Below are 17,229 nucleotides of genomic sequence, written 5' to 3'. Positions count from 1 at the left end.
AGAGTTAGTTCTCCAATTGAAGTGAAAATAAAAGAACTCTTATTATTGATAATATCGCATAACAAATAAAGCTCAGAAAAAAATTGAAAAAACTGAGCCTGGAGAAGGATCACATTGAATTGATAGGTAAATCAAAAAACAGCAACATTCTTCAGAGAATATAGATAAGGCTTGTGCTGTGTAGAAATAATAAAGTTGTTTAATTTAGATGAGATACTCGGTTATTAGATGTACATTTTTAAAAAATATAATAGTTTTTTTGTAAAGCAGAACATTACTATCCATATTTTTCGTGACTGGAACTAAAGACATTAATTTTATTTTGCTGTCGTACATTTATCCATTTGTGGAACAAAAGTTCTGGAAAAAAATTAGGTGTTTATATATAATTATAAAAATGATATGATAATAAATTTGCTGTAAATGGGGATAAAGTTATGAATAAAGAAGTGTATTTAAAGATGATTATAGATTCACTTTCGATTTTGAAATATCAAGTAGAATGTAGAAATGCGATAAATTTATATGATATTAATATTATTTCTGAAGATTTTTTTAGGGGTTTATTAAATAAGGTATACGGTTATGACCTAGTTAACTTAAATATCTTAGAGAAAAATTCAGCAGCGATAGATTTAGGGGATTTAGAATCGAAGATTTCAATACAAGTGACTTCCACTAATGATAGTAGTAAAATTGACAAAACAATTACCAAATTTATTGAAAAAAAACTATATCATAAGTATGATAAATTAATTTTTTTAATGCTCGTTAATAAAAAAAAATATACAAAGACGTTTGATACAAAAGGATTGTTTGTATTTGATAAAAGTGCCGATGTAATTGATGTTTCTGATGTTATTAAAAAGATTAAGGAAAAAGATACTGATGAAATACAGGAAATAGCTGATTTTATGAAAATAGAATTAGATGACAAAGTTAATAAAGTAAAGAAAACTCAAGCAAGTGAAATAGAAACTATAGTTAAGTTAATAGAGCATCTAAGTAGTAATAAAAATATAGTTGCAAATAAAAAAGCATCAGTAACAGATCCAGATCATAAAATATATACTAGATTCAAAGAATATTCTGAATTTTTAACGCGACTTTATATAGGTTTAGTTACTATATATGGTGCTACTGTAGAAAGTGCGTATCAAACATTAGGATTAGATAGTGTTAAAAGCTTATTGATAAGTTTTTATTTACAGGATATAAGTAACACGTTTTTAGATGAAGCAGAAGGTAATCCTAAAAAGGCTTTAGAAAATCTTACTGTTCATTTTGAGGAACTGATTAGTACGTCTGGTATGAAATACGATACAATGGCTATAAAATTTTATTTAATATCAGAAACAATAAAATGTAATGTTTTTCCAAATGGTGGTGAATAAAATGAGTCAGTTGGTTGCTAATAATGAAGATATAAAATCATCAGCAGTATATATTGGTTTTTTAATACTTAAAGAAATAAATAAAAGTAGTGTGAAAAAGATATCTATATATAAGATTTCGGATGAGCTTAAGAAAAATGGTATTGTTCATAGCAGACAAATAGTTTTCGGATTATCATTTTTATATTCATTAGGAATTATAAAATTTGAGGAGCCATATATATGGAAAGAATAGTTAATAGAATAAAATTAAAAAAGTTGTATTCATGTCCGGAAATTTTTGAGCCCATTATTTTTGAAGATGGTGTTAATATAATTTTGGGAGAAAGGTCGGATGCATCAACTATCCGTGGAAGAAAGACAAATGGTGTAGGAAAATCAATGTCTATAGAATTTTTAAATTTTTGTTTACTTAAAAAATATAGTGATAGTCGAATTAAGTTAATTCCCAATGATGTTTTAAAAGATGATGTGCTTATTAAATTAGATATGGAAATAGGAGATGTTGCTCTAACAATATGTAGAAATAGAGGAGAGCAGGAAAAACCTATTATTATTAGAGATGGTAATAAAATTACATTTGAGAAGTTAGATGAAGCTCAAATATATATTAAAGATCTTTTGTATAATAACTTTAGAGGAGAAATTGTTCCTTCCTTTAGAGAATTGATATCTCCTTTAATAAGAGATGAAAGATCAGGGTTTAAAAAGATTTTAGAGTGTTTTGATATGAGTAGAAAAATACCAATTAATTTTACACCATTTTTGTTTTACCTAGATATTTCATTACAACTATATAAAAAAATCTTAGATACGGTAAAAAAAATCAAAGAAATAAAAGAAATTGTGAAAAATACAAAAAAAGAAGTTACAGATGGTAATCGTAAAAAGATAAGCGATGTAAAGGCTGAACTAAATGAACTTGATTATGAACTTCAAAAAATAAGTGGGGCTATTGAAAGTTTTAAAAATAATGATGCTTTTGATTCATTAGAAAAGGACCTTTTGCGTTTAGAAGATTTACTTGATAAATTACGCTTAAAGCAGAACTCTTTAAAATATGAGTTACAAAAAATAAATTCTTTGCCTAAACCTGAGACAATCGAGAATGATGAAATTGAAATTGCCTATAATCAATTTAAAGAAGGATTGGGAGATTTGATTGTTAAGTCTTTAGAGGAAACAATAGGCTTTAAAATGAAAATAGAAAAGTTTCAAAGATCTTTAGTGAATCAAAGAGCAGATGATATCCAAAAAGAATTATATAATTTAGCAGATGATATAAGAAAAGTGGATGAAGAGTATTCTAATAAGATAAAAATTATAGATCAAAAAGGTGTGCTGAAAAATTTAAAAATAAGCCTGAAAATTTTCGAGCAAAAGAATATAGAATATTCGAAGAAGAAAATTCTATATGAAGAGTATGAGCGTGCTGAAAAAGAAAAAAAAGCTTTGTTCTTAAAAAAGACACAGGAAATTGCAGAATTAGATATTGCAATTGACGAAAAAAAGCCATTATTGGATAGTTTTTTAATGACTTTATTAGACATCCATCAAGTTATAATGGGAAATAAAGAGTGTTCTTTTAGTATTGATACTATTAATAGTAAAACAAATAATAAAGTGGTTGATATAGAAATGAGAATTTTTGATGATGGCAGTCATAGTGTAGATAGAACGAAAGTTTTTATTTTTGACATGGCATTATTATTTAATGAGTATACAAGGAAGCGACATCCAGGGCTATTGATACATGATAATATTTTTGATGTGGATCAGGATACGCTTATTCAAAGTTTAAACTTCTTATCAAGCCAAGAAAGTAAATATCATGATTTTCAATATATACTTACTCTTAATAGAGATAAAATTGAAAATGAAGAAACCTTAAAGCATGTTGTTCTTGATATTGATATCCATCAGAGAGCTAAATTTACTAAAATGTCTAAGTTTTTAAAGCAAGATTATCAAGAAATATAAGAAGGATGAACACATTGAATTCATCCTCTTATAACTATAGTGAGTACATCCTTGCTAACTAAACCAGTATGATCGTTCAGCATCTACCCTTTTTCTGTTTATAAAAACATTGAGGATGAAAAGTTTAGGTAGTATATATTGAAGAATAAGGCAGATGCTTTTAATTGTTTAAAAATATCTTTTAAAGGGAATTAAATAAAAAATCTTTTGGAATTAGAGAAATGATAAAGTGAAACTTTTATCAGTGGGGGATTAATGTCTATTGATATAAGGATGAAGCTAAGATAAATAAGTTTATTGGGGGTAGCTACTATTCTTAGGTTGATGGGCATGAGGTGCTACCCCATTGTCATCAACCTAAGAAATCAAGTCATCCCCAAAACGAAAAAGCTAACTTCTTATCTGAAAAAAGATAAGAAGTTAGCTTTTTTTGATACTACCGATAATGATGGATATAGAAGGAGTTGATTATTAGTGAAAATTAATAGAGAAGCGTTTGATGAATTTAATCAAGTGTGTAATGATTACTTTGAAAAAGACGCAAATCAACATTTTGACAGAAACACTAAAATTATGTCAGCTAGAGCAGTTATAAATTATGCTTTGCAAGATATAAACAATAAAAATGATGATATTAATGTGTATGAATTAATATCAGTTTCAGACAAAATATTAACATCAATAGAATATTTGTTAAGAAAATTAACAGTCTATGACAAAAAGAACGACAAAGACGAGTTTTATGGTGCTAAAAGTATAAATAGGGATAAATATGATTATTTCAAAGCGATTAGATCATATATAATTGCTCATCCTCTAGAAACAACATATAAAGAGTATTTAAGATTTGGATTTGGTGAAAATGTAGTATTTGAGGATATTCAAAAGACAAAAGAATTTCATAAAACTTTAATGAAAGAAATAATAGAAAATATTGAAGCGGCTGATTATGTTATGACGTTTACAAGAATTAATTTTGATTTTGAAAATAGTGATATTGAGAATATTGATAACTTGGGCGAAACGTTTAGAAAAGGACTTAATATAGAAGAAGACATATTGAGTCTAATTAGATATGCTATTGATAATATGAAGGTCATAACAGAGCATTTAAAAGTTATGTTTTCTCAAAATGAGACTACAATAAATGGTGTTGAATAAATCGAGAATGGAGGTTTACGATATGAAAAATATACAGGGATTCCTGAAAAATCCATTTATTAAATACCCATTAGCCTTAATTTCAGCTATAGCTATAATAAAAACAGGCTATGAATTAGGCTATTTTATTATAAAGTTAAAATACATTTAAATCATAAAAAAGAAATTAATCTTTTTAAACAAAAGATTAATTTCTTTTTTTATCGTAACTTTCTTTGAACTTTTCTTTCAAAATGGATTCTTCTTATTTGTCTTAAATTCACTTAAATTACCCGGATTTTGGTGAGGAGATGTCGAATCTCCCGAGTGAGAATATGTTTTTTCTTTTTTAAAGTTTATCGTATAATTTTCCGAGAAGGAGTTTATTTTCACCAGTAAGTTTCTTATTTTCTTTTTCTAACTCTTTAACTTTATGTCTTAAGGCTTCAATAATTGTATCTTTACTTTTGTCACTTGTATTATGTTTAATTGATTTTACATTTTTAACTTCATTTTGTTGTCTGCGTAAAGTTTCAATTCTCACTCTAAAATCTTTATTATTATAAAGATAAGATTTTGAAACATTTGCAGAGGTAGCTATGCTATTAAAATTAATTCTTGCTCGTTCCTTTATTGCTTTTTTAATGGCATTTTCAACTCTTGTTGATGTCGCTTTACTTTTATGCATCGCATGTTTTAAAACGCCATCAGTATTACGCTTATGATTCATGAATAAAATTCTCCTTTGAAATCTTAGCATTTAAAAGTACCTTTTTTGCATTTATACCATTAAAAGAAGCTCCATTACTTATTAAGTCTCTAATTCTGTTAAGATTTTTAAGTTGTTTTTGATTTTTCTCATTAAATATTGGCATGTCTTTAGTTCTTTCTATGACTTCTTTTACATTTTGTATTTCTTTCTCAAATTCTGAAATATGTTCTGGAGTAGTACAAAAGTTTGGACAATTATCAAGACAGGGAGTGATTACAAATGGACATCCCTCTTTTTTTGAGGCCATACAGTAACCTAATGGAACTTTTGCTGCCTCTATATTACTCTTAATATATTCCCAATGAATTAGGTCATCATCTAATTTAATCTCTTGTACAGTCCCTTGGCTAATATTTACTTTTAAAAGTGGTCCTTTTTTTTCAAGCGCTTTTTCCCATTCTTTTCTTAAAGTATCATCAGCTAACTTTGCATATGTCAACGTCATTTCTGGAGATGCATGTGCAAACCATTTCATTATGTGTGTTAAATTCATACCTAAATTGATTAATTCTACACCTTTTGAATGCCTAAAAGCATGATTCCTAAAGTGGAATACTTCACCTTTTGAATCAACAATATTATATCTAAGTGCCCAGTTGTTTAGATTTCTTTGAACAGAGGTAGTTGCAAATGGTCTGCCCATACGCTTTCCACTTGTCCGTACAAAAAGGAAACGATTAGGATTGTTTTGATCATTTGATTTTTCCCTAGTACTTTCAATTACCGTTTGAAGAACCATTGCTATATCTTTATCTACAGGAACACGATGATTATTTACCTTAGTCTTATTTATATCTCCTTGAAGATAATATTTTTCACTATTAATTACTATTAGGCAATTATCGTATCTTAGATTTAAGATATCACTTATTCTCCAACCAGTAGCTATTAATAATACTATAATTGGTACATACTCCAATTCCTTTCCGGTCATTTTGGGGGTCAGCTTAGAAGGGTCATAATTTAGTAAATTTTGAAGCTGATTCAAAATATCTTCAGGTATATACTTAATTTCATTTTCATTTAGATTTCTCTTTTTTGAAGGTATATCTTCTGGGAAAACAATACTTAGAATAGGTTTGGTGGGGCCAATAGGTAATTCATTCTTTTGAAGATATTCAAGGAAAAGTTTAACTCCTGAAATATAAGGATGTTTTGTTGAATCAGTACAATTCTTAAAGCTTGTATGAAAAAACACTAAAAACTTTTCAAAGTCTTTTCTTGAAAGAGCACTCAAATCGTTCCAATGTCCGAAATATTTAGAAATAAATTCAAAAAAACATTTTATTCCAACTAAGTCTGCATTATAAATCCTTCCTGATGATTTAAACGTCAGGGAGTACCAACAATATTGTTTAACAACTGTTCTAAACTTCTTGTCAATACTTTCAAAGTTAAGTTTAAAGCGGGAATAATTAATTTCTACTGAAGCATGGGGGATATTTCTTACATCCCATATGTCCTTATCAAACTCATCTCTCATGTCATAAAAATCATATAGAAATTCAAAAAAGGTAGTAAAAAAATGAATATTTGCCTTTATGGAACTAATCCTCTCTTGTCTTAAGAAGAACTTATATTTGGACAAAGCTTTTTCAAAAGGAATATCTATAAAACTGTTAATATTGAAATAATATTTTTCTAAAAATCTACCTAAGCGCTTAAAGGTTTGTCCATATGTATATATAGTTCTTATTGAAAATCTATAATTTAATAAACTATGAAAAAGAAAATACTTGGCTTCCAATGAAACTAGGTTTGGAAGTGAATTAAACCTAATTGTTGAGTTTTTAGATGCACCCTTTTCTTCAATTTTTCCATATTCCCTAAAAACTGGGGAACTTAATAACCATACATCATCACTCCAGGGGGATTTAAGAGACGTTACAAGCTCTCTAACTTTTAAATTAGTAACATCTGGTTTGAACTTAGATATAATCATTACATCACTCCACTGTTGTTTTTTTTGCCATTGCATTTTCCCAGTCCTGTCTAATATCTTCTTCTGAAGGATGCACGTACATCTGCATAGTAGTTTGTATATGAGCATGTCCAGCCCGTTCTTTAAGAGTTTCAGGCCGCATCTCGCCTGTTCTCCATAATTCGGTAAGGTTAGTATGTCTAAACATATGTGCAGTTACAGGGATTCCTGTCCGTTGTTCTAATCGGTTAAATATTTTTTGGGTAGAGAGGTAATCTAATGGTTCAAACTTATTAGAACCGGTTAATTTAATAAAAATAAAGTCAGTATCAACCTCTTCGGTATGAATATCAAATATGTAAGTCCGGTACAGGCTAGCTAGACTTTCAGGAATATCTAGTATGCGGGGACTACACACTGTTTTTATTTCTGCGCCATTTATTAATTCTCCACGGTCTTGTATATATAATTTTTTCATTGCTGGTACAATATCGCTTAAATGAAGAGATAATGCTTCTCCTATACGCATTCCAGTTTCATAAAGAAGTAATAGAAGAAACTTATCGCGTATGTTTTTACAAGCATTAATAAGTGTCTCAACTTCATCTCTTGTTAAAATTTTTAAACGTTCTTTTGGTTCGGGGACTTTTAATATTCTTTTCATACTTGCTCGATTGTTTTTAATGTGGTAAAGAAAACTTTTGTAACCAGATATATTTCCAGAGATTTGTTTTTTTAACCTTTCAGACAAGGTTAATGTATAATCCTCGTGTCTCATAATGTATTCATAAAAATTATATACCTTATTTATATATTGATTTATTGTCCTAGTCTTTCTTATTTTATCTTTATTCTTAGGAGTTATTGTAATTACTTTAAGTTCTTGATAGGGATTTTGTAGCCACCTAATATATTCTGCAAAATCGTCGATACCAACATCATAGTAGAGGAGTTGTTTTTGTTCCAAAAATTTAAAGTATAAGCATAGTCCATAAGCATATGACCGAAGAGTCCCCCTTGCAGAGTTACTGTTATCTTTGAATTTAAGAAATTTATTGACTGGATCCACTAAATTACCTTTTTTGTCCACTAATACATACCTTGTTTTGTTATCTGTTGTAATTATTTCTTCTACTCTCACTAATAATTGCCCCCCATATTTATTAGGACTTGTTTAGGTTATTAATTTTATATTAATAATAATCCTATTTCGTGGCTACTATAACTACTGTGAAAAAACGGTATAGTTTATTTATACTTTATGAATAGATAAATTGTATTCGTCCTTCATAGATTACTTTGAATTCTATATTTTATTATAGTCTAGTTTTCAAGGGAAGTTTTTAAAGAAGCGTTCCGTCGGGCAGCAGCCTCTATTATATGTCTTCATAACCATCCCTCAGGAGATCCGGCGCCGAGCCGTGAAGATATTGAAGTTACAAAACGACTAGTAGAATGTGGTCGGATTATTGGAATTGAAGTGCTTGATCATATCATAATAGGTGACCATAAATTCGTGAGTTTAAAGGAAAAAGGTCATATTTAAGACTATTCTTTTTACCTATTTTGTTTTATAATGTGATTTATGAGTTTTTTGTAGAAAATTATCTACAAGAAGGATACAGATATAAAAAAACGTACTGTTTTTATAAATATAAAGTAAGAAAAATGAGTCCGTGAAAATAAGAAGGGAAGATAAATGATATGTTTGGATTTGGTGGATTTACTCGCGATCTTGGAATTGACTTAGGAACAGCGAACACGCTTGTATATGTGAAAGGAAAAGGTGTAGTTTTACGTGAACCTTCAGTAGTAGCATTACAAACTGATACGAAACAAATCGTTGCGGTAGGTAGCGATGCAAAACAAATGATTGGTCGTACACCAGGAAACGTAGTGGCACTTCGCCCTATGAAAGATGGTGTAATTGCTGATTATGAAACAACAGCAATAATGATGAAATACTACATTCAGCAAGCTCAAAAATCAAATGGATTCTTCTCACGTAAACCATACGTAATGGTATGTGTACCATCTGGTATTACAGCTGTAGAAAGACGTGCGGTAATCGATGCGACTCGTCAAGCTGGTGCTCGTGATGCTTATCCAATCGAAGAGCCATTTGCAGCAGCAATTGGTGCAAACTTACCTGTTTGGGAGCCGACTGGTAGTATGGTTGTTGATATCGGTGGTGGTACAACAGAAGTTGCAATTATTTCTTTAGGTGGTATTGTAACAAGTCAATCAGTTCGTGTTGCTGGTGATGATATGGACGATTCAATCATTCAGTACATTAAGAAAAGCTACAACTTAATGATCGGTGAAAGAACAGCTGAAGCACTAAAATTAGAAATCGGTTCTGCAGGCGAGCCAGAGGGTATCGAGCCTATGGAAATTCGCGGTCGTGATTTAGTAAGTGGTTTACCAAAAACAGTACTAATTCAACCAGAAGAAATTGCAGATGCATTAAAAGATACAGTAGATGCAATTGTAGAATCAGTTAAAAACACGTTAGAAAAAACTCCACCTGAATTAGCAGCGGATATTATGGACCGTGGTATCGTATTAACAGGTGGGGGGGCATTACTACGTAACTTAGATAAAGTTATTAGTGAAGAAACAAATATGCCAGTTCTTGTTGCAGAGGATCCATTAGATTGCGTAGCAATTGGAACGGGTAAAGCATTAGACAATATCGACCTTTTCAAAACTGCTGCTCGATAATATTGCAAAATAAAAATCAATGAAATTAAGAGGGTGTGAACGTGCCACAGTTTTTCTTAAACAAAAGATTAATTGTTTTGTTAGTTAGTATTATTCTTCTCGTGGCATTGATTGGAATCTCATTGAAAGAACGGAACAGTTTATCATGGCCAGAGCAGTTTATTAAAGATACTGTCGGTGTTGTAGAACGTGTATTCCAAAAGCCAGCGAATTATGTTGCCGGATTCTTCGAAAACGTAGAAGATGTAAAGCGCACGTATGAAGAGAATAAAAAGCTGAAAGCAAAATTAGATACTACCGCAGATTTATCTGTAGTAGTGAAAAATTTAGAGGATGAGAATAAAAAACTACGAGAATTAACTGGTAAAGAAAAGTCCCGTGGTGATTATACGGAAGTACAAGCTAGTGTGGTTTCTCGTAATCCCGATAAATGGTACGATTTAGTTGCAATTGATAAAGGAGCACAGCAAGGGATTAAAAAAGATATGGCTGTTGTAACTCCGAAAGGTTTAGTTGGACGCGTAAAAAGTACATCTCAGTTTACATCGTCAGTAGAGTTGTTAAGTTCTATGAGCCGAACAAACCGTGTTTCTGCTATTGTACAAGGACAAGAAAATATCTTTGGATTGATTGAAGGTTACGATAAAGAAAAACAACTACTTCTTTTCACAAAGATTAGCTCTGATGCAAAAGTAGAAAAAGATCAACTAGTTGTAACATCTGGACTTGGTGATATCTTCCCAAAAGGTCTTGCGATTGGGAAAATTGTTGATGTTCAGCCAGATCCATACGGTTTAACAAAAACAGCTTATGTAAAACCATCCGCTGATTTGAATGATGTAGAGCATATTATAGTTGCAAAACGTGATATGACTACAGCGTCGTTAGAATAGGAGGGGGAGAAGAGATGATGACGATTTTAAAAAGAGCAGCTCTTCCTCTTCTGCTCCTTTTTGTTTTTTTATTTGAAAATATGTTCTCTACTGTTGTTCCAACAGACGTCTTTTGGAAAAACAGTATAGCAGCACCGCATTTCTTTATAATTGTGTTATGTTTTATTACAGTGTACTATAGTCCGATTCAAGGGATTTACTACGGACTATTATTTGGTTTCTTATTTGATACCGTATACACAGAACTTGTCGGTATATATATTTTTGCTTATCCGATTTTAGCTTATTTAGTTTATAGTGTGATGAAGGTATTACAATTGAATTTATTTATTGTCGCTTCTATCGTACTGGCTGGCATTGCAGCATTAGAGTATTATGTGTATGGGTTTTTAACTTTGTTAGGACGTACTCACATGTCAGCATCTGTCTTTTTCACAGATCGTCTCCTTGCTACTTTATTGCTAAATGGAATTTTCTTGTTAATAGTTTGTTTCCCACTGAGACGATATTTAGTGCGTCTTTCAAAAGCGATAGAAGAAAAGGAAAAAAGGATTTTCTAATTTTATGTCGAATTGAATCGGTGGGGTGAACTTTAGTGGAAGAAAAAAAGCAACAAAATGTAACGATAAAAGGGACAAAAGATGGAATAACACTTCATTTAGATGATTGCTGTTCATTCTCTGAGCTACTAAAAGAATTGGATGAAAAGCTTTCTACACATTACTATGAGGGTGACGGACGTTCTTTAATTGAAGTGCGTGTTAAAGTAGGAAATCGCTATTTAACAGAAGTACAACAAGAAGAGATTCGTACGTTAATTCGCAATAAGAAGAACCTTGTTGTGGAATCAATCGAAAGTGATGTTATAACAAAAGCAGAAGCAATAGCTTGGAAAGAAGAAACAGAAATTGTCCCTATTTCCAAAATTGTTCGCTCTGGACAAGTGTTACATGTAAAAGGCAATTTATTATTAATTGGAGATGTTAATCCAGGCGGAACGGTTATCGCTGGGGGGAATATTTTTGTCTTGGGATCATTAAGAGGAATTGCACACGCGGGGTATGATGGAGATTCAGAAGCTGTTATTGCTGCATCTAGTATGAACCCTATGCAACTTCGAATTAGTGATGTGACAATGCGGGCTCCGGAAGAGAAAGAAGACGGAGCAGAGGCGGCAGAATGTGCGTACATTAATGAGAACAATCACATTGTTGTCGATCGCCTGCAACTTCTCACTCATCTTAGACCTAATTTAACCAAGTTAGAAAGGGGAATTGTATAGCTGTGGGAGAGGCAATAGTAATTACATCTGGAAAAGGCGGAGTAGGTAAAACTACAACGTCTGCGAACATTGGTACAGCCCTTGCGTTATCTGGAAAAAAAATATGTTTAATTGATACAGATATCGGTTTACGCAATTTAGACGTAGTAATGGGGCTGGAAAATCGTATTGTATTTGATCTTGTTGATGTCGTTGAAGGACGTTGTCGTTTACCTCAGGCTCTTATTAAAGATAAGCGTTTTGATGATCTTTATTTATTACCTGCAGCACAAACGAGCGATAAATCGGCGGTAACACCTGAACAAATGGATGAATTAATACAAGTATTACGTCAAGATTATGATTACATATTAATTGATTGTCCTGCGGGGATTGAGCAGGGGTTTAAAAATGCAGTAGCAGGTGCGGATAAAGCAATCGTTGTAACAACACCAGAAGTATCCTCAATGCGTGATGCGGATCGTATTATCGGGCTTTTAGAGAAAGAGGATATTGAACCACCGAAACTTGTCATTAACCGTGTGCGTAGTCATATGCTTCATGAACAGGATATGTTAGACGTTGATGAAATCGTACGTACACTGTCAATCGAGCTTCTTGGAGTTGTCGAGGATGATGATGAGGTTATTCGTGCTACGAATACAGGTGAACCTGTAGCACTGCAACCTAGTGGGAAAGCAGCAATAGCTTATCGTAATATTGCAAGACGCTTGTTAGGTGAGAATGTACCATTACAAGCATTTGAACAAGAAAAAGTATCGGTATTTACAAAGATGAAAAATTTCTTTGGAATCCGTTAAAAGCACTTCGCATAAATGCGGAGTGCTTTCTTTTTTCTTCGCATGAATATCTTCCTTCTATAACTCATACATATGTACAAACTGTATATAACTGTTTCTATTTGAATAAGGCTAACGAAAGAAAGGAGACAGTATGAAGAATAGACGTGTGGAAGAAATTAAAAAGCGGATTGCGAAAAGGAAAGCAGAGCAAGAAAGGATGGAGGAAGAGCGGTATTTTGCGGGAGGAGATTTTGATAGCGAAACGGTCTTTATTGAAGAGGGGGAGAAGGAAATTCATCCTCTATTTCGAAAAGAAGTTTTTCTCTTCAAAGTGTTGCTATCAGCAATATTAGTTCTTTCTGTTGCTATTTTATACAAGAACGCTCCTTCTTCTTTCGATGGTGCTAAAGCTGTTACAGAAAAAGTGATGAAAGAGGAGTTTCAGTTTGCCACTGTAGCGAAATGGTACGAAAAGCAGTTTGGAAAACCTCTCGTATTCTATTCGCCTAATGAAAGAAAGGAAGGAACGATTCAGCAAAAAGATTATGCAATTCCTGCCTCTGGAAAGGTGATGCAAGGCTTTCAAAAAAATGGTCAAGGTGTATTTGTCCAAACAGCTACAAATGCAACAGTTGAGTCAGTGAATGAAGGGCTAGTTGTTTTTGCGGGCAAGAAAGAGGAACTTGGAAATACAGTTCAAATTCAGCACGCTGATGGCACGGAGTCATGGTATGCAAATTTAAATGATATGTCAGTAAAATTATATGATTACGTTTCAAAGAAACAAAAAATTGGAATAGTGAGTAATGATGAAAATAATAAAAATGGGAAATTTTATTTTGCAATAAAAAAGAATGAAAAATTTATTGATCCAATTCAGGTGATTTCATTTGATTAAATATAGGGATGTTTTCACGAAAATTTCCGTGCATCCGTTGTTTTGGGTTATTATTGTCATTGGTATTTTTACGGCGCGTTTTAAAGAGTTACTATTGTTATTTTGTATCGTTCTCATTCATGAACTTGGGCATGCTTTTGCCGCAGCGTATTATAATTGGCGTATTAAACAAATTCAGCTTTTGCCGTTTGGTGGCGTAGTTGAGATGGAAGAGCATGGGAATAAATCGTTAAAAGAAGAATTAATTGTCGTTATGGCGGGGCCAATTCAGCATATATGGATGATTGCAGCCGCTTACATTTTGTATCAAGCGGGCTGGGTAACTGATGATTTGTACCATTTCTTTGTATGGAATAATGTCATTATTTTAGGGTTTAATCTATTGCCTATTTGGCCACTTGATGGCGGAAAAGTATTATTTAATGTATTATCATATCGTTTTCCCTATTTACAAGCACATGAAAAGATGATGAAATTGTCATGTGTTTTTTTTAGTGTAATATTAGGATGGCAGTTACTTTGGAATAGTAATAACATTATGATGTGGGTATTACTCGTTTTTCTAGCGATTTCTTTATATCAAGAATGGAAACAAAGACGGTACGCATTTATGCGTTTTTTATTAGAGCGTTATTATGGGAATAAAAGAGATATTGAAAAAATAGCACCTATTGAGGTGAAAACGGAAGATCATTTATATACGATTTTCACAAAATTTCGCAGAGGATATAAACACTCTATTATCGTCCATGGAAAATATAAAGAGCATTACACATTGGACGAAAATGAATTGTTGTATGCGTATTTTGCTGAAAAACGAACAACCTCATCTGTTGAAGAATTAATTGGTTAGTGTTGACGACGACACTAACCTTTTATATTGTAAGGAAAAGAAGTGAAAAGTGAGGAAATAATTTTGAAGACGTTATATATTAACTACACTGGTTCGGAAAAGCGTGTTGCGATAGAAGAGAAACAAAAAATTGTCGAGCTTTTATGGAAACGGAATGAAGAGCAGGAGATCGTCGGACATATTTATGTTGGGCGTATCGTAAGAACAATTGCTGGAATGAACGCAGCCTTTGTAAATATCGGATTAGAAAAACATGCATATCTTTCGTTTGATGATGTACCATCTTCATATCGCATACATGAAGGGCAGGCGATACTTGTACAAGTTGTGAAAGAGGCAATTGATACGAAGGGGCCAAAATTAACGGCGAAGGTAGAATTTACCGGAAAATATGTCGTTTACATGCCGTATGATGACATGCGCGCTGTTTCTCGGAAAATAAAAAATAATAAAAGAAGACAACAGTTACTGGGAATTGAAGTAGAAGGAACGGGTGGATACATTTTCCGTTCTGCTTCTGAAAAAGGAACAATCGATGAAATACAAGCTGAAATGCAAGGGTTGCAGAAGTTATATGAAGAGTTAAAAAGAAAAGAAGATCAAGGGAAGGCGCCCTTACTACTTCATCAACCAGCGACGTTTTTAGATCGTGTATTTCAGGAGAACCCAATTGAAACAATTGAAAAAATAGTTGTAGATACGAGAAGTATAGTAAAAGAATTAGAAGAAAAAGTAGGGAAAGAAAGAGTATCCTTTTATAATGAAAAATCTTCGATGTTTAACCATTTTGGAATAGATCGTGAAATCGAGAAAGCACTTCAACAAATTGTGTGGCTACCAAATGGTGCCTATCTAATTGTAGAACAAATGGAGACGATGACTGTAATTGATGTGAATACAGGTAAATTTACTGGAAAACAAAATTTACAAGATACCGTATTTCGCACAAATGAAATGGCTGCTGAAGAGATTGCTCGTCAATTAAGACTTCGTGATATTGGCGGAATGATATTAATTGATTTTATTAATATGAAAAGACGGGAAGATAAAGAGAAGGTAAGAGAACGCCTCATAGCTGCTATGCAAGATGATCGCACATATACAAGAGTGCTTGGGTTTACAGAGTTAGGTATTTTAGAGATGACGCGAAAACGTAAGAAACATTCGTTACGTGACGTATTATTAGAAGAATGTGTACCTTGTAAAGCGACGGGGTATGTTATGTCTTATGAAACAATTGCATATGAGCTAGAGAGAGAGTTAATTACATATGGCAATATAGAAGATGAAGCAGTATTAATCGCTGCACCAAAAATTTTGCAAAAACATTTTTCACAAAAAAAATTACAAAAAAATATTCCATTTGAAATTTATTTCAAAGATGATATTATCGAAAAGTATGCTATTATCCGTTTTGGAAGTAAGAAAGAAATTGTAGAACGGAAAAAATAGTTAGCAGAACATTCATTGACAATAGTCAATGAGTCATGGTAATATTTTTATGTTATAGTTTATAGCACCTAAACTGCTATATGCTACAACCGCACAAGACAGGTTCCCTAAAGACATTTTATGTCTACCTCGTTTTTGGCGAGTCTTAGTAATTAAGAGGAGGTGCAAGTATGTACGCAATTATCGAAACAGGTGGAAAACAAATTAAAGTTGAAGCTGGTCAAGCAATCTACATTGAAAAATTAGATGTTGAAGCTGGTGAAACTGTTACTTTTGACAAAGTTCTTTTCGTTGGTGGCGAAAACGTGAAAGTTGGTAGCCCAGTTGTAGAAGGTGCAACAGTTACTGCGAAAGTTGAAAAACAAGGTCGCGCTAAGAAAATCATCGTTTTCAAATACAAAGCGAAAAAGAACAATCGTAAGAAACAAGGTCATCGTCAACCTTACACTAAGCTAGTAGTTGAAGCTATCAACGCTTAATTCTGGTTAAGATGATTAAGATTACGATAAGTCGCACGAAACTAGGAAGTATCCAATCATTTAAAATGACTGGACATGCCAATTATGCGCCACATGGACAAGATCTTGTCTGTGCTGGAACTACAGCGGTTGTGTTTGGTTCTATAAATGCAGTGGAAGAACTTTGTAATGTGCAGGCAACTATTGAACTCGGAAGTGATGGCGGATTCTTGACGTATGAATTGCCTAATGATTTAGACGCTCATACAGCAGAAAAAGCACAAATACTTTTAGAAGGATTGGTTGTTTCACTTAAGACGATTGAACTTGATTACGGAAAATATATCCGTTTAATAGAAAAAGTGCAGGAGGTGTAACGTATGTTAAGATTAGATCTTCAGTTTTTCGCATCTAAGAAAGGTGTAGGTAGTACAAAGAACGGTCGTGACTCTCAGTCAAAACGTCTTGGTGCTAAACGCGCAGATGGTCAAACGGTTTCAGGTGGTTCAATTCTTTACCGTCAACGCGGTACAAAAATTTATCCAGGTGTTAACGTTGGTCGTGGTGGCGATGACACTTTATACGCGAAAGTTGACGGCGTAGTACGCTTTGAGCGTCTTGGTCGTGACCGCAAACAAGTGAGCGTATATCCTGTTGCTCAAGAAGCATAAGAACTCACG

Annotated in this window: 19 protein-coding genes, 1 pseudogene and 1 other annotated feature; of the genes and pseudogenes, 17 read left to right on the top strand and 3 right to left on the bottom strand. The window is 32.6% G+C overall.

All coding sequences use genetic code 11. The features are described 5' to 3' along the window. Positions 1 to 437: 437 nt before the first annotated feature. The 5 genes from JTF23_RS07305 (at position 438) to JTF23_RS28100 (ending at position 4,686) form a co-directional block, all read left to right on the top strand. A complete protein-coding gene (locus JTF23_RS07305) occupies positions 438 to 1,394 on the top strand; it encodes an SMEK domain-containing protein (RefSeq protein ID WP_204208399.1) in 957 nt (318 codons plus the stop codon). A gap of 1 nt (position 1,395) precedes the next feature. After that, entirely contained in the window at positions 1,396 to 1,629 is a 234-nt protein-coding gene (locus JTF23_RS07300; protein WP_204208397.1) for a hypothetical protein, read from the top strand. Next, on the top strand, positions 1,617 to 3,374 hold the full coding sequence (locus JTF23_RS07295; protein WP_204208396.1) for a DUF2326 domain-containing protein: 1,758 nt from the start codon (positions 1,617 to 1,619) through the stop codon (positions 3,372 to 3,374). Before JTF23_RS07300 ends, JTF23_RS07295 begins: the two co-directional genes overlap by 13 nt. 474 nt (positions 3,375 to 3,848) lie before the next feature. Beyond that, the gene (locus tag JTF23_RS07290) at positions 3,849 to 4,535 is read left to right on the top strand and encodes a hypothetical protein (RefSeq protein ID WP_204208395.1); all 687 of its coding nucleotides are present in this window, start codon (positions 3,849 to 3,851) and stop codon (positions 4,533 to 4,535) included. Between the two features lie 22 nt (positions 4,536 to 4,557). Beyond that, a complete protein-coding gene (locus JTF23_RS28100; RefSeq protein WP_286674623.1) occupies positions 4,558 to 4,686 on the top strand; it encodes a hypothetical protein in 129 nt (42 codons plus the stop codon). Between the two features lie 177 nt (positions 4,687 to 4,863). On the opposite strand, the gene JTF23_RS07285 is transcribed toward JTF23_RS28100, so the two are convergent. The 3 genes from JTF23_RS07285 to JTF23_RS07275 are packed head-to-tail and all read right to left on the bottom strand — an operon-like array spanning position 4,864 to position 8,348. Then, entirely contained in the window at positions 4,864 to 5,244 is a 381-nt protein-coding gene (locus JTF23_RS07285) for a DUF6262 family protein (RefSeq protein ID WP_252188001.1), read from the bottom strand. Next, positions 5,234 to 7,264, bottom strand: a complete 2,031-nt coding sequence (locus JTF23_RS07280; RefSeq protein ID WP_204208394.1) for a site-specific integrase — start codon at positions 7,262 to 7,264, stop codon at positions 5,234 to 5,236. The genes JTF23_RS07285 and JTF23_RS07280 overlap by 11 nt, the downstream gene beginning before the upstream one ends. Further along, positions 7,233 to 8,348 (bottom strand): tyrosine-type recombinase/integrase, encoded by a 1,116-nt coding sequence (locus tag JTF23_RS07275; RefSeq protein ID WP_204208393.1) that lies wholly within the window; start codon positions 8,346 to 8,348, stop codon positions 7,233 to 7,235. Before JTF23_RS07275 ends, JTF23_RS07280 begins: the two co-directional genes overlap by 32 nt. A gap of 192 nt (positions 8,349 to 8,540) precedes the next feature. Between JTF23_RS07275 and radC the strand changes: the two are divergent. The 12 genes and pseudogenes from radC to rpmA all read left to right on the top strand — a co-directional run. Further along, a pseudogene (gene radC / locus JTF23_RS07270) lies at positions 8,541 to 8,753 on the top strand (DNA repair protein RadC); the annotation flags it as partial. A gap of 158 nt (positions 8,754 to 8,911) precedes the next feature. Beyond that, complete coding sequence (mreB, locus tag JTF23_RS07265) at positions 8,912 to 9,931, top strand: cell shape-determining protein MreB (protein WP_002015369.1); 1,020 nt, start codon at positions 8,912 to 8,914, stop codon at positions 9,929 to 9,931. 41 nt (positions 9,932 to 9,972) lie between these two features. Next, on the top strand, positions 9,973 to 10,824 hold the full coding sequence (mreC, locus tag JTF23_RS07260; protein ID WP_204208392.1) for a rod shape-determining protein MreC: 852 nt from the start codon (positions 9,973 to 9,975) through the stop codon (positions 10,822 to 10,824). A 14-nt stretch (positions 10,825 to 10,838) separates the two neighbouring features. Then, positions 10,839 to 11,384: a rod shape-determining protein MreD gene (mreD, locus tag JTF23_RS07255; protein ID WP_002160360.1), complete on the top strand. Its 546-nt coding sequence runs from the start codon at positions 10,839 to 10,841 to the stop codon at positions 11,382 to 11,384. 35 nt (positions 11,385 to 11,419) lie between these two features. Further along, positions 11,420 to 12,106, top strand: coding sequence for a septum site-determining protein MinC (gene minC / locus JTF23_RS07250; protein ID WP_002160361.1), 687 nt, complete (start codon positions 11,420 to 11,422; stop codon positions 12,104 to 12,106). 2 nt (positions 12,107 to 12,108) lie between these two features. After that, a complete protein-coding gene (gene minD / locus JTF23_RS07245) occupies positions 12,109 to 12,906 on the top strand; it encodes a septum site-determining protein MinD (protein WP_204208391.1) in 798 nt (265 codons plus the stop codon). A gap of 133 nt (positions 12,907 to 13,039) precedes the next feature. Beyond that, positions 13,040 to 13,786, top strand: coding sequence for a M23 family metallopeptidase (gene spoIVFA / locus JTF23_RS07240; RefSeq protein ID WP_204208389.1), 747 nt, complete (start codon positions 13,040 to 13,042; stop codon positions 13,784 to 13,786). Continuing rightward, complete coding sequence (locus tag JTF23_RS07235; protein ID WP_002145592.1) at positions 13,779 to 14,639, top strand: M50 family metallopeptidase; 861 nt, start codon at positions 13,779 to 13,781, stop codon at positions 14,637 to 14,639. Before spoIVFA ends, JTF23_RS07235 begins: the two co-directional genes overlap by 8 nt. Before the next feature lie 63 nt (positions 14,640 to 14,702). After that, positions 14,703 to 16,091 (top strand): Rne/Rng family ribonuclease, encoded by a 1,389-nt coding sequence (locus tag JTF23_RS07230; RefSeq protein ID WP_204208387.1) that lies wholly within the window; start codon positions 14,703 to 14,705, stop codon positions 16,089 to 16,091. Between the two features lie 77 nt (positions 16,092 to 16,168). Continuing rightward, positions 16,169 to 16,247: a sequence feature (ribosomal protein L21 leader region), on the top strand. A gap of 14 nt (positions 16,248 to 16,261) precedes the next feature. Then, positions 16,262 to 16,570 carry a 50S ribosomal protein L21 gene (gene rplU / locus JTF23_RS07225; protein ID WP_000270907.1) on the top strand — a complete coding sequence of 103 codons (309 nt, stop codon included), beginning with the start codon at positions 16,262 to 16,264 and terminating at the stop codon, positions 16,568 to 16,570. 11 nt (positions 16,571 to 16,581) lie between these two features. After that, positions 16,582 to 16,926 carry a ribosomal-processing cysteine protease Prp gene (locus JTF23_RS07220; RefSeq protein WP_002160364.1) on the top strand — a complete coding sequence of 115 codons (345 nt, stop codon included), beginning with the start codon at positions 16,582 to 16,584 and terminating at the stop codon, positions 16,924 to 16,926. Positions 16,927 to 16,929: 3 nt separating this feature from the next. Then, positions 16,930 to 17,220 carry a 50S ribosomal protein L27 gene (gene rpmA / locus JTF23_RS07215; protein ID WP_000944957.1) on the top strand — a complete coding sequence of 97 codons (291 nt, stop codon included), beginning with the start codon at positions 16,930 to 16,932 and terminating at the stop codon, positions 17,218 to 17,220. Positions 17,221 to 17,229: the final 9 nt, after the last annotated feature.

Origin of the sequence: Bacillus sp. RIT 809, assembly GCF_016892495.1 — a bacterium.
GTDB lineage: Bacteria > Bacillota > Bacilli > Bacillales > Bacillaceae_G > Bacillus_A > Bacillus_A cereus_U.
The sequence above is the reverse complement of the archived record's forward strand: the minus strand, read 5'-3'. Positions and strand labels throughout refer to the sequence as shown.